The organism is Bifidobacterium sp. M0399, assembly GCF_016100595.1.
GTDB classification, from domain to species: Bacteria; Actinomycetota; Actinomycetes; order Actinomycetales; family Bifidobacteriaceae; genus Bombiscardovia; species Bombiscardovia polysaccharolytica.
In genome coordinates this window covers 844,202-859,437 of the sequence record NZ_JACFSD010000001.1, presented here as the reverse complement: position 1 = coordinate 859,437, position 15,236 = coordinate 844,202, and the positions used below count along the sequence as shown (strand labels likewise).

At 62.1% G+C, this 15,236-nt stretch carries 13 protein-coding genes; all 13 read left to right on the top strand.

Translation table 11 applies throughout. The annotated features are described in order from the left end of the window. Positions 1-189 precede the first annotated feature (189 nt). The 13 genes from H3V09_RS03450 (at position 190) to argH (ending at position 15,217) form a co-directional block, all read left to right on the top strand. Entirely contained in the window at positions 190-1,110 is a 921-nt protein-coding gene (locus tag H3V09_RS03450; RefSeq protein ID WP_198191134.1) for a TrmH family RNA methyltransferase, read from the top strand. 69 nt (positions 1,111-1,179) lie between these two features. Further along, positions 1,180-2,247 carry a phenylalanine--tRNA ligase subunit alpha gene (gene pheS / locus H3V09_RS03445; RefSeq protein WP_198190947.1) on the top strand — a complete coding sequence of 356 codons (1,068 nt, stop codon included), beginning with the start codon at positions 1,180-1,182 and terminating at the stop codon, positions 2,245-2,247. A gap of 7 nt (positions 2,248-2,254) precedes the next feature. Next, the gene (pheT, locus tag H3V09_RS03440; RefSeq protein WP_198190946.1) at positions 2,255-4,861 is read left to right on the top strand and encodes a phenylalanine--tRNA ligase subunit beta; all 2,607 of its coding nucleotides are present in this window, start codon (positions 2,255-2,257) and stop codon (positions 4,859-4,861) included. A gap of 27 nt (positions 4,862-4,888) precedes the next feature. Then, a complete protein-coding gene (locus tag H3V09_RS03435) occupies positions 4,889-5,494 on the top strand; it encodes a DUF4190 domain-containing protein (RefSeq protein WP_232339349.1) in 606 nt (201 codons plus the stop codon). Between the two features lie 128 nt (positions 5,495-5,622). Then, positions 5,623-6,213 carry a DJ-1/PfpI family protein gene (locus H3V09_RS03430; RefSeq protein ID WP_198190945.1) on the top strand — a complete coding sequence of 197 codons (591 nt, stop codon included), beginning with the start codon at positions 5,623-5,625 and terminating at the stop codon, positions 6,211-6,213. Between the two features lie 108 nt (positions 6,214-6,321). Then, positions 6,322-7,416, top strand: coding sequence for an N-acetyl-gamma-glutamyl-phosphate reductase (argC, locus tag H3V09_RS03425; protein ID WP_198190944.1), 1,095 nt, complete (start codon positions 6,322-6,324; stop codon positions 7,414-7,416). Beyond that, positions 7,413-8,582, top strand: a complete 1,170-nt coding sequence (argJ, locus tag H3V09_RS03420) for a bifunctional glutamate N-acetyltransferase/amino-acid acetyltransferase ArgJ (protein ID WP_198190943.1) — start codon at positions 7,413-7,415, stop codon at positions 8,580-8,582. Before argC ends, argJ begins: the two co-directional genes overlap by 4 nt. A 71-nt stretch (positions 8,583-8,653) precedes the next feature. Beyond that, positions 8,654-9,601: an acetylglutamate kinase gene (argB, locus tag H3V09_RS03415; RefSeq protein ID WP_198190942.1), complete on the top strand. Its 948-nt coding sequence runs from the start codon at positions 8,654-8,656 to the stop codon at positions 9,599-9,601. Continuing rightward, positions 9,588-10,901 carry an acetylornithine transaminase gene (locus H3V09_RS03410; RefSeq protein WP_198190941.1) on the top strand — a complete coding sequence of 438 codons (1,314 nt, stop codon included), beginning with the start codon at positions 9,588-9,590 and terminating at the stop codon, positions 10,899-10,901. Before argB ends, H3V09_RS03410 begins: the two co-directional genes overlap by 14 nt. A gap of 47 nt (positions 10,902-10,948) precedes the next feature. After that, on the top strand, positions 10,949-11,923 hold the full coding sequence (argF, locus tag H3V09_RS03405) for an ornithine carbamoyltransferase (protein WP_198190940.1): 975 nt from the start codon (positions 10,949-10,951) through the stop codon (positions 11,921-11,923). Next, positions 11,923-12,459: an arginine repressor gene (locus H3V09_RS03400; RefSeq protein ID WP_198190939.1), complete on the top strand. Its 537-nt coding sequence runs from the start codon at positions 11,923-11,925 to the stop codon at positions 12,457-12,459. The genes argF and H3V09_RS03400 overlap by 1 nt, the downstream gene beginning before the upstream one ends. Before the next feature lie 59 nt (positions 12,460-12,518). Further along, positions 12,519-13,754 carry an argininosuccinate synthase gene (locus tag H3V09_RS03395; RefSeq protein ID WP_198190938.1) on the top strand — a complete coding sequence of 412 codons (1,236 nt, stop codon included), beginning with the start codon at positions 12,519-12,521 and terminating at the stop codon, positions 13,752-13,754. A gap of 17 nt (positions 13,755-13,771) precedes the next feature. Further along, positions 13,772-15,217: an argininosuccinate lyase gene (argH, locus tag H3V09_RS03390; RefSeq protein WP_198191132.1), complete on the top strand. Its 1,446-nt coding sequence runs from the start codon at positions 13,772-13,774 to the stop codon at positions 15,215-15,217. Positions 15,218-15,236: the final 19 nt, after the last annotated feature.

Here is a 15,236-nt window from a genome sequence, read left to right as displayed (position 1 = left end):
AGATGTGCCATGGTCGGTCTGCACCATACCAATGACGGACGTGGTCGACCCGACCAGTTCTTTTACCCTAGCCCCTTGTCCGGGGAGCACAAGGGGTGCAGGCCTTTCTTTCAGTGAACTTTCCCACAGATGTAGGCTGATTGAGGTCCGATCGCAGAGCTCTCGTCTGTCGAGGCTAGAGTTATGCCCATGCCCTTTGATGATTCCATTCTCGACAATCCCCATGCTCAACGAATTCGTCGCCTGGCTGAACTGCAGGATCGGCGGGCACGGCAGCGTCATGGCCGCTTCCTGATAGAGGGGCCGCAGAGTGTGCGCGAGGCGGTCCGCTGGCGTTCTGACCTGCTGACTGACCTCTATATTCAGTCGGACGAATCCTCTCCTGCAGCCCGGGGCGGTCATCCACGGCCGTTCAACGAGACTGTGGGCGCCATCATGGAGCAGGCTCGGGAGCTGCCTGACTGCTACGGACATTTCGTCTCCGCCAGGGTCATGCGTGCCATCAGCGGCAATGCGCAGGGGATCTTGGCCCAGGCGCGTGCGGACGGATTTCTGACACAATCGATGGACTTCGAAGATCCCCAGCGCCTAACGAAAGAGGAGCCCGACCTGGTGGCAGCTTTCTGGCAGATTCGCGACCCGGGCAATGCTGGCACTGTGATCCGCACTGCCGATGCTGCTGGCTGCAAGGCAGTCATCCTTGTGGACCAGTGCGTGGAACTCACCAATCCTAAGGTCATTCGCTCTACGGCTGGATCGGCCTTTCACATACCCCTGATGACCATGGGCACCGAGGACTTCCTGGCCCTGTGCAGACGGCAGGGTCGGACCATGGTGGCGGCCGATGTCTATGGAACACCGGACAAACCCGTCCGCTCCCTGGCTGATCTGATGGCGAGCGGAGCCCTGACCAGGCCAGACTCGCCGGGTCGGCCCATGGTTCTGCTCTTCGGCAATGAGGCACGCGGCCTGCCCAAGGAGTTGCTGCAGGCCATGGATCAGATCGTCCGCATCCCTATATACGGGCGGGCTGAATCCCTCAACCTGGCCACCTCTGCTGCGGTGCTGCTCTACGCCATGGCCATGTCGAGTCGTATTGAAAGAATGTGAAGGCGTCAACGACCGGGATTTCCGCTGATTTGCGGCCCGGATACGGCATTGGGAACAGTGGAAAGGTCCATGGTGGCACAGGAAGAATTCGACCCCGCGGCGATGACCGACGAGGTCAACGAGGGCATCGGCAGGATTCGCGAGGCCTCTGATCTAGAGGAGCTCAAGGCGATCAAGGCCCGGTATGCGGGGACGGGTTCAGCCCTGGCCGGATCCGGTCGGATTATCGGTACGTTGCCAGCGGATCAGAAGAAGACCGCCGGGCGTCTAGCGGGCAAGCTCAAGGCTGACTTCGGCCGTGCCTACGGGCTCAAGGAGCGGCAGCTGCGCCAGGAGGAGGAGTCCCGCCGCCTGGCTGCCGAGCAGGTGGACATGACCCTGCCGGTCAACCGCCGTCCCCAGGGCGCCCGGCATCCGCTCTCCAAGCTCATGGAGGACGTGGAGGACTTCTTCGTCTCCATGGGTTGGAGCATCGCCCAGGGCCCCGAGCTGGAAGCCGAATGGTACAACTTCGATGCCCTTAACTTCGGCCCTGACCATCCTGCCCGCCAGATGCAGGATACCTTCTATGTCAAGGGCAGCCAGGCCAGGGACGCCGCCGGTTTCGTCGGCTCCAACATGGTCATGCGCACCCATACTTCGCCCGACCAGGCCCGTTCTCTGATAACCCGCGGCGTGCCGCTCTATGTGGCTTGCACGGGCAGGGTCTTCCGCACCGACGAACTGGATGCCACCCACACCCCGGTCTTTCACCAGTGCGAGGCCATCGCCGTCGACGAGCACCTGACCATGGCCGACCTCAAGGGCACCCTGGACAAGCTCGCCGTTGCCATGTTCGGTCCCGAGGCCCGGACCAGACTGCGTCCCTCATACTTCCCCTTCACCGAGCCCAGCGCCGAGATGGACCTCTGGTTCCCCGACAAGAAGGGCGGCCCTGGATGGATCGAATGGGGAGGCTGCGGCATGGTCAATCCCAACGTTCTGAGGTCGGCCGGTGTGGACCCGCAGCGATACTCAGGCTTCGCCTTCGGCGTGGGCATGGAACGCACCCTGCTCCTGCGTCACGACATCAACGATATGCACGACCTGGTCGAGGGTGACGTGCGGTTCAGCCAGCAGTTCGAGATGGGGGAGTGACCGTCAGATGCCAATGGTAGATATCGACTGGCTCAAGGAGCATGTGCAGGTCCCCGAGGATCTGACCTATGAACGGCTGGCCAAGGATCTGGTCCGGGTCGGTCTGGAGGAAGAGGACATTCATGAGTCCACGGTGACCGGCCCTATTGTGGTCGGCTATGTGGTGGATGCCGAGCCTGAGCCTCAGAAGAACGGCAAGACCATCAACTGGTGCCATGTGGATGTGGGCGAGCAGTACAACGCGGTGGATGACCAGGGTCACAAGGTGCCTAGGGGCATAGTCTGCGGGGCCCCAAACATGGCTGCGGGCGAAAAGGTGGTGGTGACCCTGCCAGGGGCCGTCCTGCCTGGGGACTTCCGTATCGAACCGCGCAAGACCTATGGCCACATCTCGGACGGCATGTGCGCCTCAGAGCGTGAGCTGGGGCTGGGCTCGGACCATCAGGGCATCATCCTGCTGCGCAATTACGGGTTCACCCCCGAGCAGTACGAGCAGCTCAAGCCAGGTGACGATGCCATAGCTCTGCTCCATATGAACAGGCCTGTTCTTGAGATCAACATCACACCCGACCGCGGCTATGCCTTCTCCTACCGGGGGGTTGCCAGGGAATACCACCACTCCACGGGTGCTGAGTACACGGATCCGGTGATTGAGCTGAACAAGACAGTGCCGGCCCCCGCAGCTCAGGAGGATCAGGCTCCGCTGGCCGTGCGCATTCAGGACGAGAACCCTATTCACGGTCAGCCAGGCTGTGATCGGTACTACCTGCGTGCCTTGACCGGGTGTGACCCCAAGGCGGCCACTCCCAGCTGGATGCGTCGGCGGTTGGTACGTGCCGGCATGCGCTCCATCAGTCTGCCGGTAGACATCACCAACTATGTCATGCTGGATCTGGGCCAGCCCCTGCACGCCTATGATCTGGACAAGCTCAGCGGGCCCATCGTAGTCCGTAGGGCCAGGCAGGGTGAGCACCTGACCACTCTGGATGGCAAGGATCGCGAGCTCAGCACCGAGGATCTGCTCATTACCGACTCGCCCGAGGGGCAAGAGGGATCCCGTATCTTAGGTCTGGCCGGAGTCATGGGCGGTCTGTATGGAGAGGTGACCGATCAGACGCGGAATATTCTGATTGAGTCCGCCCACTTCGACCAGGTGACCATCGCCAGGACCGCACGTCGCCACAAGCTGCCCTCCGAGGCTTCCAAGCGCTTTGAGCGCGGGGTCGATCCGCAGATGCAGCCGGCTGCCGCGGCTATGGCCGCTGACCTGCTGCATCGCCTTGCCGGTGGCCAGGACCTGGATGCTCCGCTGGATATGAACCAGACCAAGCCCATGTCAGTCATCGACTTTGCTGTAAGCGAGGTGGCCAGGCTGACTGGACTGGATGTGGAACCCCAGCGCATTGTGGCCATTCTGCGCGACATAGGCTGCACGGTCCAAGGCGATCCTCAGGACCGGCTGTCCGTGACTCCGCCAACCTGGAGGCCCGACCTGGGCGAGGGCTGCGATCTGGTCGAAGAGGTGGCTCGCCTGGTGGGCTACGACCGTATCCCCGTCACCGTGCCATCACCCAAGGTTTCCGGAGCAATTGGTCTGACCGATCGCCAGCAGCGTCGCCGTTGGGTGGCTGACACCCTGGCCGAGTATGGGCTGACCGAGGTTCTGGACTATCCATTTGTCGGTGACAATGATTTCAAGGCCTTCGGCATGGATCCTGATGAGGTCCATATCAACAGCGTGGAGCTGGCCAACCCCATGGCCGCTGATAGGCCCTATCTGAGGCAGAGCCTGCTGCTGCCGCTGGCCAACACCGTGGAGCGCAACCTGCGACGTGGCAACACTGATGTGCGTCTCTTTGAGATCGGCTATGTCTTCCGTCGCGACCCCAAGGCTCCTGCGGTGCCTACACTTCCGGGCGGCGTGCGGCCCAGCGACGAGGATTTGGCCCGCCTGGACCAGGGTCTGCCAGAGCAACGGCTGCATGTGGCGGCCTTGCTGACCGGCCGGGCCCAGGAAGACGGCTGGCTTAAGGACAGCAGGGATGTGGACTGGACTGATGCAGTTGAATCGGCTCGCCGGGTTTTGGACAGGCTGGGTGCCGATTATCGGCTGGAGCAACCCTCAGCCGAGCAGGTGCCTGACCAGTGGCATCCGGGCCGTACCGCCAGGCTGGTCCTGGATGACGGCACGCTCGTTGGCATGGTGGGCGAGCTGCATCCTCGGGTTGATCAGGCTCTGGGTTTCCCTGCCCATTCTGCCGCTTTCGAGCTGAGCCTGGACATGGTGCTGGACCACCTGGACTACACACCCCTGCAGGCCAAGCCGGTCTCGACCTTCCCGCCGGTCCGTCAGGATCTGGCCTTCACTGTGCCGGACACGGTCTCGGCAGCTGATCTGACTTCCGCCATCAGAGAAGCGGCTGGGTCTAGTCTTGAATCCATCGAGCTGTTCGACGTTTTCACTGGCGATCAGATCGGTGAGCATGCAAAATCACTGGCCTTCGCAGTCACCTTCCGCGCCCCGGACCGCACCTTGACGTCCGAGGACAGCGAATCCCTGCGTCAGGCCATCGTTGACAAGACTGCGGGTCTGGGCGCCGTACTGCGCGCTTGACCGGGCATCACAAGGGGGCCGAGGGGCATGACGGATTCTCAAGAACAGGGCACAGCCGGTGGACCTGACCGCCAGGATCATGATGGAGGCGACCAGCCCTTGTACGGCGCACGCGCCGATCGTTATCCAGGGTGGAATCCGTACATATACGGTCGCCCAGACCCCGAACCTAAGGCCAAGGAATCCGATTCGTCACAAGGCAACCCCGCCAACCGTCCTATGCATATGGCGGGGCAGCCGGGTCCCGGTCGTAGCGAAAACCCTGGGAATCCTCAAGCCCGTCCCGGCGCTCCGGTCTGGCCTCCCCAGGGCATGCCCGATCTGAACGATCCCTCCCAAAATCCGGCCTACGGCCACTGGGATCCCTGCGCCATCATCGCCTTCCTTATGGCCCTCTTCTTGCCCATGCCTGTGATTCCCGCTCTGCTGGGTGGCGTTTCCATGTATCGGACCCGTCGACTGCATATGAAGGGCTATGGATTGGCCATGGCTGCCCTGATCATCAACCTGCTCTTCACGCTTGCCTGGATCTGGCTGCTGGTCAACGGCATCTCCCTAAATGATTTCTACCAGCAGATGATGCCATCGCCCTCGACGGGCGGCGGATCCGGCTCAGGTGGCGTCAGTGCCTGAAAACTCAAGGCGCTGGCTCCTTCTGGATGCCTGGATGCGATTATGAATTTGCATTAGCCGGAATCCATGTTTGTGCATATGCTGTCAGCCTTGACATATAGAGATCTACGAGGGGGATGTTCAATCAGATGGGTTTGGATATCAATATCGTCGTATTCGACGGGTTTGAACCCTTGGATGTTTTTGGCCCCTTTGAGGTTTTCATCAATACTGATGGTGCCCGAGTGCGGCTTTTCTCTCTTGACGGGCCCGGTATGAAAGTCGGTGAGGGCGGTGTCAGGGTCGAAACTGTAGGGCCAGAAGATATCAATTCCCAAGGGGTTCTGCTGATACCCGGCGGGTCCGGTACTCGAACTCTGGTTGGGGACGACCAATGGACAGGGCAGCTGGCAAGCTTGGCCGCCAGGTCGCCGCAGGTAATGACGGTCTGCACAGGCTCGGCTCTCTTGGCTGCCGCTGGTGTGCTCGACGGTCGGCGTGCGACCTCAAATGACTTGGCCTTTGACTGGGTCGTCAGCACAGGGGAGCGTGTGGACTGGATCAAGGATGCGCGCTGGGTGGTCGATGGCAAGTTTCGTACATCTTCGGGTATCTCGGCCGGCATCGATATGGCCTTGGCCTTTGTGGAGGGCGCGTGCGGGTCCCAGGCTGCGGAAAAGGCCAGCATGCAAATGGAATATATCCGCAACAGAGACTCCGATTATGACCCCTTCGCATAGTTGAAAGCGTTGCAAAGCTAGAGCAGATATATAGCGACACGCCGAATTGCATAAATATGCGTTTTACTGCATGAGTATGTATGATGGTTCCCGATGAAGGGAGCACTCATGCGGCAATACACGGTGGCTGTAGCGGGAGCTTCTGGGTATGCCGGCTCGGAGATGATCCGTCTATTGGCGGCCCATCCAGCCTTTCAGGTTTGCACGGTCACCGGTCATGGCTCGGCTGGCCGGCTGCTGGGGGAGTTCTCGCCCAACCTCCCGGAGTCGATAGCCTCGCTGCAGATTCAGGATACCGATCCAAAGATCTTGGCCGGCCACGATCTGGTGGTTCTGGCACTGCCTCACGGGGCTTCAGGTCCCCTGGCAGAGCAGCTGGATCCGCAATCGCTGATGGTCGATCTGGGTGCTGATCACCGGCTGGAGGATCCGGGCGACTGGCAAGACTACTACGGCGGGCCTTTCTCAAGCCCGTGGACCTACGGGATGCCTGAGCTGCTCAATCCGGGTGGCGGTCGCCAGCGTCAGCTGCTTGGACAGACTCGGCGGATCGCTGGTCCTGGCTGCAATGTCACGGCAGTCACCCTGGCCTTCCAGCCTGCTTTAGCCGCCGGACTGGTGCAGACCGATGATCTGGTTGCTGACCTGGCGGTCGGCTACTCGGGCGCCGGACGCTCAGGCGGCAGAATGGATCTGCTGGCAGCCCAGGCCATCAATTCAGCCCATCCCTACTCGGTCGGAGGCACCCACCGGCATATCCCTGAGATTCTGCAAAATCTGCGTAAGGCCGCAGCTGCGAACCCGAGCATAGGGGGTCTTGGGAAACAACCCATCCGCATGGGGCTGACCCCTATACTGGTCCCCATGTCGAGGGGGGTTCTGGCAGTGGTCTCAGCCAAGCTGAGCACGCGTGGACGGAGCATGGGGGTGTCTGATGTTCGCGGAATCTGGAAAGAGGTCTATGCCGGGGAGCAGTTTGTCGATCTGCTCCCCGAGGGCAGGCTTCCCTCCACGGCCGATGTCTACGGCTCCAACCGGGCCCAGGTCCAGGTAGCTGTGGACCAGCGCGCTGACCGCCTCTACGCTTTTGCAGCTATCGACAACCTGACCCGGGGCACCGCAGGCCAGGCTCTCCAGGCCGTAAATCTGGCCTTGGGCCTACCTGAGGAGACCGGACTGACAACTATAGGAGTGGCACCATGAGCATCACCTACCCTGCAGGCTTCCGGACCGGCACCGCCATCGCCCACCGTCCGGGAGGCTCACAGCGCCGCAATCTGGCCCTGGTCGTCAACAGCGGACCCATGGACACGGCTGTGGGGGTCTTCACACCTAATCGTTTCCGGGCCGCTCCGGTTATCTGGACCAGCAAGATCCTTGAAGAAGGCCGTGCCGGAGCCGTGGTCATCAACTCTGGTAATGCCAACGCCTGTACGGGTCCTGAGGGCCTGGACCAGGCCAGAGCCATGGCCGAGCGGACAGGAGAGAAACTAGGCCTGCCGAGCAATCGGGTCGCTGTCTGCTCCACCGGGATTATCGGTCATCTGCTCCATCTGGATTCCATATTGACTGGCATCGACCAAGCTGCCCAGGGGATGTCGTCCAGTCAGGAGGCTGGTGAAGAGGCCGCCAAGGCCATATTGACCACCGACACTTGCACCAAGACAGTGGCCGTGGACGGGTCTGGCTGGCGGCTGGGGGGCATGGTCAAGGGTTCCGGGATGATTGCCCCGCAGCTGGCCACCATGATCTGTGTAATCACCACTGACGCCATTCTGGAGCCGGAACAGGCACGTCAAGCCCTATCCGAGGCTTGCCGGCTCAGCTTCAACCGAATCGACGTGGACGGGTGTATGTCTACCAACGACACCGTCCTGCTGATGGCCTCCGGGGCCTCTGGTGTACGGCCTGACTCCGAGCAGTTCCAGGAAAAGCTCGGTCAGGCATGCACGGATCTAGCTCATCGGATCGTGGCTGACGGCGAGGGCAGCAGGCATCGGATCCGCATCCGTGTGGACGGTGCCGAGAGCGAGAATGCAGCCCTTGCCTGCGCCCGCGCGGTCTCCGGCTCCACGCTGCTCAAATGCGCTGTGGCCGGGGAAGACCCTAACTGGGGTCGAGTGGTATCTTCCCTGGGCACTGTGCCTGTTTCTACGGCGGCCTATGATCCGGCCCATGTTGATGTCAGCTTCAACGGCATCAAGGTCTGCCAAGGAGGTCGTCCCGGCCAGGACCCAGAGCTGGTCGACCTGCACGTTCCCGAGGTCCATATAGACATCGACCTTGGCCAGGGCGACAACCAAGCCACGGTATGGACCGATGATCTGACCCACGAATACGTGACCATCAATGCCGACTACCACACCTGACAGCAGGCCTGATCGGACGCAGTGCCGAGAGCCGCAGCAATCGGAAGATGGTCATAAGGAAGGGGAAGAGGATGGCGGATGACGAGCAGGATGCCGAAGCTGAAAAGGCTTTGGACGACGCCCGCAAGGCCCAGGTGCTCATCGAAGCCCTGCCATGGCTGGAGGAGTTCGCCGGCCAACGAATCGTAGTCAAATACGGCGGCCATGCCATGGTGGACGACCATCTGCGGCAGTGCTTCGCCCAGGACATGGTCTTCCTGAGGCAGGTGGGCATGCATCCGGTGGTGGTGCACGGTGGCGGCCCGCAAATATCCCACATGCTTCAGGCCTTGGGGATTCCATCAGTCTTTCGTGGCGGCCTGCGGGTAACCACTCCGGAAACCATGAAGGTGGTTCGCATGGTGCTGACCGGACAGGTGGGCAGGGATCTGGTCGGCGCCATCAATGCTCACGGTCCCATGGCTGTCGGTCTGTCAGGGGAAGATGCCGGTCTATTCAGTGCGGCCCGCCGTACCGGCATGGCGGATGGTCAGCCGGTCGATCTGGGCCTGGTGGGCGAGGTCGTGGGCGTGGATGCCTCGGCCGTCGAAGACCTGATCGATGCCGGGCGGATCCCTGTCGTCTCCTCCGTGGCTCCTGACGAGCAGGATCCCACCCAGGTGCTCAACGTGAATGCCGACGCAGCCGCATCTGCTCTGGCAGTAGCTCTGGGTGCCCGGAAACTGGTCATTCTTACCGATGTAGAGGGACTGTATGCCAACTGGCCACAAGCCGATTCCCTGGTCTCCAGCATCGGCGTGGATCAGCTCGAGGATATGTTGGAGGACATGCATGAGGGGATGCGCCCCAAGATGGAGGCCTGCCTGCAGGCTGTACGCTCCGGGGTGGGCGAGGCGCACGTCATCGACGGACGGCGACCGCATTCCATGCTCAACGAGATATTCACCCGCAACGGCATCGGCACGGTGGTCGTGCCGGGCCGGGACATGATCATGAGGAGGAGCCATGACGAAGGCTGATGCGCCCACTGCCAAAACTGCTGAGCCCAAGAGGACTCCCGAAGGGCCGCAGAGCAGTCAATGGGCAGACCGCTATGACCGCGTCCATATGCAGGTCTTCGGACGCCCAGGCAGAGTCATGGACCATGGCCGAGGCGCCTGGATCTGGGACCTGGATGGCAACCGCTATCTGGACATGATGGCCGGAATCGCGGTCAATGCTCTGGGTTACGCCCATCCTGCCTGGAACAAGGCCCTGGCTGAGCAGGCCGGAAAGATGGCCCATATCAGCAACTTCTTCGCCTCCAAGCCTCAGATCGAGCTGGCCGAACGGCTGCTGGACCTGGCTCAGGCTCCGGAGGGGTCCCGCGTCTTCTTCGCCAACTCGGGAACCGAAGCCAATGAGGCGGCCATCAAGCTTGCCCGGCTGCATGGTGCTCGCATGGGCGGTCACCCTGGCCGGATCCTGGCTCTGACCCATAGTTTCCACGGCCGTAGCATGGGCTCCTTGAGCCTGACATGGAAGCCGGCCATCCGTGAGCCCTTCCAACCCCTGGTCCCGGGTATGGGCTTCCTGCCGGCAGAAGACGGCGATGCTATAGAAAAGGCCTTTGCACAGGGGGAGACCTCAGGAGAGCCGGTGGCTGCCGTCATCCTGGAGCTCATCCAGGGAGAGGCCGGGGTGCTACCGCTGAATCCTGACTACGTTCGGCAGGTGCGTGAGCTCTGTAGCCGGCATGGGGCCCTGATGATTTTGGACGAGGTGCAGACCGGAATGGGCAGGACCGGTCACTGGTTCGCCTTTCAGGACCATAGCCTGTCCGGAGGAGCCTGTCCTGACGTGCTCACCTTCGCCAAGGGGGTCGCAGGCGGATTCCCCATGGGCGGGATGATCACCTTCGGTCCTGGGCCATCGGGCCTGCTGACTCCCGGCATGCACGGATCCACCTTTGGAGGCAATCCTCTGGGATCGGCCCTGGCACTGACCACCTTGGAGACCATCCAGCGGGAGGGCCTGCTGGAACGGGCACGGCAGATGGGGGAGAGGCTGCGCGCTGGCCTTACTGATTGCGGGAATCCCCTTTATAACGAGGTCAGAGGCAGGGGGCTGCTGGATGCGGTCCAGCTAAGCGCTCCTTGTGCCGGGGATCTGGCTTCCTGGGCTTTGGACCATGGGGTGATCGTCAATGCAGTGGCCCCTGATGCCCTGCGTCTGGCTCCGCCTTTGATCATTCAAGCCGACCAGATCGACCTGGCCGTGGATATCCTGTCTAAGGCTCCGGTCAGTCTCGGGAAGGGCTTGCGGCAGGATGGTCAGTGAGATCAGCCATCAATGACGTGCGTAATCATAGCGATAGGGAGGCAGAGATGAGCAACGGTTTGCGGCACATGCTGCGTGACGACGACCTCAACCACGAGGAGCAGCTGGAGGTGCTTCGACTAGGCATGGCCTTCAGGACTAATCCCTATTTATCCCAGCCTTACCATGGGCCTCAGTCCGTGGCGATCATTTTCGACAAGCCCAGCACTCGCACCAGGACAAGCTTCTGCGTGGGCGTTGCCCAGCTGGGTGGCTATCCCATGGTCATTGACAGTTCAGGCTCGCAGCTGGGCCGTGGCGAGCCTGTGGCGGACACCGCTAACGTGTTGACACGGATGACATCCACCATAGTCTGGCGCACCTTTGGGCAGGATCGGGTGGAGACCATGGCTGCCCATGCTACCGTACCCGTCATCAACGCGCTGACTGATTCCTTCCATCCCTGCCAGGTTCTGGCCGACTTCCTGACCCTGGCACAGCATCGGGGTGGGGTCGATGCCCTGGCTGGTATGACCATCGCCTACCTGGGAGACGCAGCCAACAACATGGCCAACTCCTATCTGCTGGGCGGGGCAGTGGCCGGCATGAACGTGCGGATTGCCGGCCCCCACGGCTTCCTGCCCGATCCAAGACTGGTGGATCAGGCGCGGATCCTGGCCGCTGAAAACGGCGGATCCATTCTGGTCACCACGGATCCGGTTCAGGCTGTCGAGGACGCCGACTGCGTCTTCACCGACACCTGGGTCTCCATGGGCGAGGAGGCCCAGTATGAAATCCGCTCCCATCCCTTCCAGCCCTATCAGGTCAATGCCGCACTTATGGCCCATGCCCGTCCGGATGCCCTCTTCCAGCACTGCCTGCCCGCCTACAGGGGTCGGGAGGTTACGGCCGAGGTTATCGATGGTCCACAGTCCGTGGTCTGGGACGAGGCGGAAAACCGGTTGCACGCCCAGAAGGCCCTGATGACCTGGCTGGTGGCCCGTTCCTGGGGCGATGAATCCCTTTTGCAAGGGGTGTGCTGATGCGTCCGACGACCAAGGTGGCCCGGCTGGATGCCATCCGCCAGGCCCTGAACCGACATCGGGTCAATTCCCAGCAGCAGTTATCGGCCTTGCTGGCGGAGCAAGGCATCGAGGTGACCCAGGCCACCCTGAGCCGGGACCTGGACGACCTGCATGCCACCAAGCTGCGGTATGCAGACGGGAGCATGGCCTACTGGATTCCCGCCACCACCGATCAGCAGGCTATGGAGGCCGCTGCCGCCGAAGGGCCTGAGGTCGAAGGGGAGAACAAGACCGATGCTTACCTGGCCAAGATTCTGACCGGGCTGATCACCTCAGTGGCCAGGGCCCGCAACCTGCTGGTGGTCAGAACCCCGGCCGGCGCCGCCCAATATGCAGCTTCCGCACTGGACCGTCAGCCCATCGATGGAATCCTAGGCACCATAGCTGGGGACGACACAATTCTGATCATCGCTGCAGACGATGAATCGGCTTCATCCCGGGCCGACTGGCTGATGACCATCGTCTCCGGCCAGGAGGATGCCAAGGCCCGATGATCGCTGAAAGCACGAACTGAATATCTAAAAGTGTGAAATTAGAAGAAAAGAGGATCGCCATGACCGAAAACAATCGCATCGTGCTGGCTTACTCGGGCGGCCTGGACACCTCGGTGTCCATTCCCTACCTCAAGGAGCGCACCGGCAAGGATGTGGTGGCCGTCTCCCTGGATGTAGGCCAGGGCGGCGAGCGTCTGCAGACCATCCGCCAGCGTGCCTTGGACTGCGGGGCCGTCGAGTCCGTCGTGGTGGATGCCCGGGACGAGTTCGCCAGGGACTACTGCATGCTGGCGCTTAAGGCCAATGCCATGTACGAGGGCGTCTACCCGCTGGTATCAGCCATTTCAAGGCCGCTGATCACCAAGCATCTGGTTCAGGCGGCCCACAAGTACGGGGCCGACACCATAGCCCACGGCTGCACCGGCAAGGGGAACGACCAGGTCCGTTTCGAGGTCTCCATCATGTCTATCGACCCCTCGCTGAAGGCCATCAGCCCCATCCGTGATCTGGGATTGATGCGGGATGTGGAGATCGCCTACGCCAAGGAGCACCATCTGCCCATCGAGCAGACCGAGGAGAGCCCCTATTCCATCGACCAGAATGTCTGGGGACGGGCCATCGAGACCGGCTACCTGGAGGATCCCTGGAATGGGCCCACAAAGGATGTCTACTCCTACACCGACGATCCTGCCTTCCCACCGGTCGAGGATGAGGTGACCATCGACTTCGAGCAGGGCATCCCAGTGCGCATCGACGGCAGGGCCGTCACCCCTCTGGAGGCCATCGAAGAGATGAACCGGCGCGCCGGAGCCCAAGGGATCGGACGCGTGGATCTGATCGAGGACAGGTTGGTGGGCATCAAGTCCCGCGAGCTCTATGAGGCTCCTGGCGCCGTGGCCCTGATCACCGCCCACCAGGAGCTGGAGAACTGCTGCTTGGAGCGCGAACAGCACCGGATCAAGCGCGACATCGACAAGCGCTGGGGAGAGCTGGTCTACGATGCCCAGTGGTATTCGCCGGCCGTCCGCTCGCTGAACGCCTTCATCGAGGAGACCCAGCGCTATGTCTCCGGCCGCATCCGCATGGTCATGCACGGGGGACGGGCCGTGGTCACGGGTCGGCACTCCGACAGCTCCCTTTACGACTACAGCCTGGCCACCTACGAGTCCGGTGACAGCTTCGACCAGAATGCCTCCAACGGGTTCATCGCCATCTATGGCCTGGCCGACAAGGTGGCCGCCGCCCGTGATATGCGCTTCGGCAACGGCATCGCACAGGACGGACTAGAGCAGTGAGCACCGGCGACAAGCCTATGGCTCTCTGGGGCGGGCGCTTCAGCGGTGGTCCCTCGCCGGCGCTGGTCGAGCTGAGCCGGTCCACCCAGTTTGATTGGCGACTGGCCGATGACGACCTGGCCGGTTCCCGGGCCCATGCTCGGGCTCTCAACCGTGCTGGGTTGCTGGATGATGACGAACTGGCACGCATGGAGAAGGCACTGGATGAACTCCAGGACCAGGTGGATTCCGGCGCCTTTGCCCCTGAACCTGGTGATGAGGATGAGGCCACTGCTCTGGAGCGTGGTCTGATCGACATAGCGGGGGATCAGCTGGGCGGCAAGCTGCGGGCCGGGCGTTCGCGCAACGATCAGATCGCCACCCTGATTCGGATCTGGCTGCGCCGTCACGCCCGGGTGCTGGCCAAGGACCTGCTGCGTACAGCACAGGCTCTGATGGATCAGGCCCGTGCGGCGGGAACCACGGTCATGCCTGGCCGCACACACATGCAGCACGCTCAGCCTGTTCTGCTGTCCCACCAGCTCATGGCCCATGTCTGGCCTCTCATCCGTGACCTGGAACGCCTGAGGGACTGGGACCAGCGTGCCGATGCCAGTCCATATGGATCCGGCGCGCTCGCCGGCACCACCCTGGGTCTGGACCCACTGCCAGTGGCACGGGATTTGGGCTTTAGCCGAGTCTGTGCCAACTCCATCGATGGGACTGCAGCAAGGGATGTGGTGGCCGAGTTCGCCTTTGTTGCTGCAATGATCGGCGTGGATCTGTCCCGGCTGGCCGAGGAGATCATCATCTGGAACACCCAGGAGTTCGCCTTTGTCCGCCTGGACGACGGCTACTCGACTGGGTCCTCCATCATGCCTCAAAAGAAGAATCCGGACGTGGCTGAGCTGGCTCGCGGCAAGGCCGGTCGGCTGGTCGGGGATCTGGCTGGCCTGCTGACCACCCTCAAGGGGCTGCCGACAGCCTATGCACGTGACCTGCAGGAGGACAAGGAGGCGGTCTTCGACCAGGTGGACACCCTGGAGGTCCTGCTGCCCGCCTTTGCCGGCATGATTGCCACCCTGACCTTCAACAAGGATCGCCTGGAGGAGCAGGCCCCCACAGGCTTCGCTCTTGCCACCGACCTGGCGGAGTGGCTGGTTAGGGAAGGAGTGCCATTCCGGCATGCCCATGAGCTTTCCGGGGCCTGCGTCAAGTTGGCCGAGGGGCGAGGTTGCGAGCTGGCTGATCTGGAGGATGACGATTTCGTCAGGGTCTTCGCTGACTGGGTGCCCGCCGAGAGGGCTCCTGAAGTCCGTTCGGTCCTGACCGCCGGGGGAGCCGTGCGCGCTCGCCAGGGCCAGGGGGGCACCGCACCGGAGAGGGTCAAGGAGCAGATGGATCAGGCTGCACATGCGCTGGAGGAACTGAAGACCTTCGCCGACTCGCAGTCTGATGGGCCTGCCTACCGTTCGCCCAGGTGAGCTTTCTGGTTTCCGCCAG

Bases quoted from the DNA above. Each gene is read 5' to 3' on its own strand.
- H3V09_RS03450 (WP_198191134.1), top strand. From the start codon at position 190: ATGCCCTTTGATGATTCCATTCTCGACAATCCCCATGCTCAACGAATT.
- pheS (WP_198190947.1), top strand. From the start codon at position 1,180: ATGGTGGCACAGGAAGAATTCGACCCCGCGGCGATGACCGACGAGGTC.
- pheT (WP_198190946.1), top strand. From the start codon at position 2,255: ATGCCAATGGTAGATATCGACTGGCTCAAGGAGCATGTGCAGGTCCCC.
- H3V09_RS03435 (WP_232339349.1), top strand. From the start codon at position 4,889: ATGACGGATTCTCAAGAACAGGGCACAGCCGGTGGACCTGACCGCCAG.
- H3V09_RS03430 (WP_198190945.1), top strand. From the start codon at position 5,623: ATGGGTTTGGATATCAATATCGTCGTATTCGACGGGTTTGAACCCTTG.
- argC (WP_198190944.1), top strand. From the start codon at position 6,322: ATGCGGCAATACACGGTGGCTGTAGCGGGAGCTTCTGGGTATGCCGGC.
- argJ (WP_198190943.1), top strand. From the start codon at position 7,413: ATGAGCATCACCTACCCTGCAGGCTTCCGGACCGGCACCGCCATCGCC.
- argB (WP_198190942.1), top strand. From the start codon at position 8,654: ATGGCGGATGACGAGCAGGATGCCGAAGCTGAAAAGGCTTTGGACGAC.
- H3V09_RS03410 (WP_198190941.1), top strand. From the start codon at position 9,588: ATGACGAAGGCTGATGCGCCCACTGCCAAAACTGCTGAGCCCAAGAGG.
- argF (WP_198190940.1), top strand. From the start codon at position 10,949: ATGAGCAACGGTTTGCGGCACATGCTGCGTGACGACGACCTCAACCAC.
- H3V09_RS03400 (WP_198190939.1), top strand. From the start codon at position 11,923: ATGCGTCCGACGACCAAGGTGGCCCGGCTGGATGCCATCCGCCAGGCC.
- H3V09_RS03395 (WP_198190938.1), top strand. From the start codon at position 12,519: ATGACCGAAAACAATCGCATCGTGCTGGCTTACTCGGGCGGCCTGGAC.
- argH (WP_198191132.1), top strand. From the start codon at position 13,772: ATGGCTCTCTGGGGCGGGCGCTTCAGCGGTGGTCCCTCGCCGGCGCTG.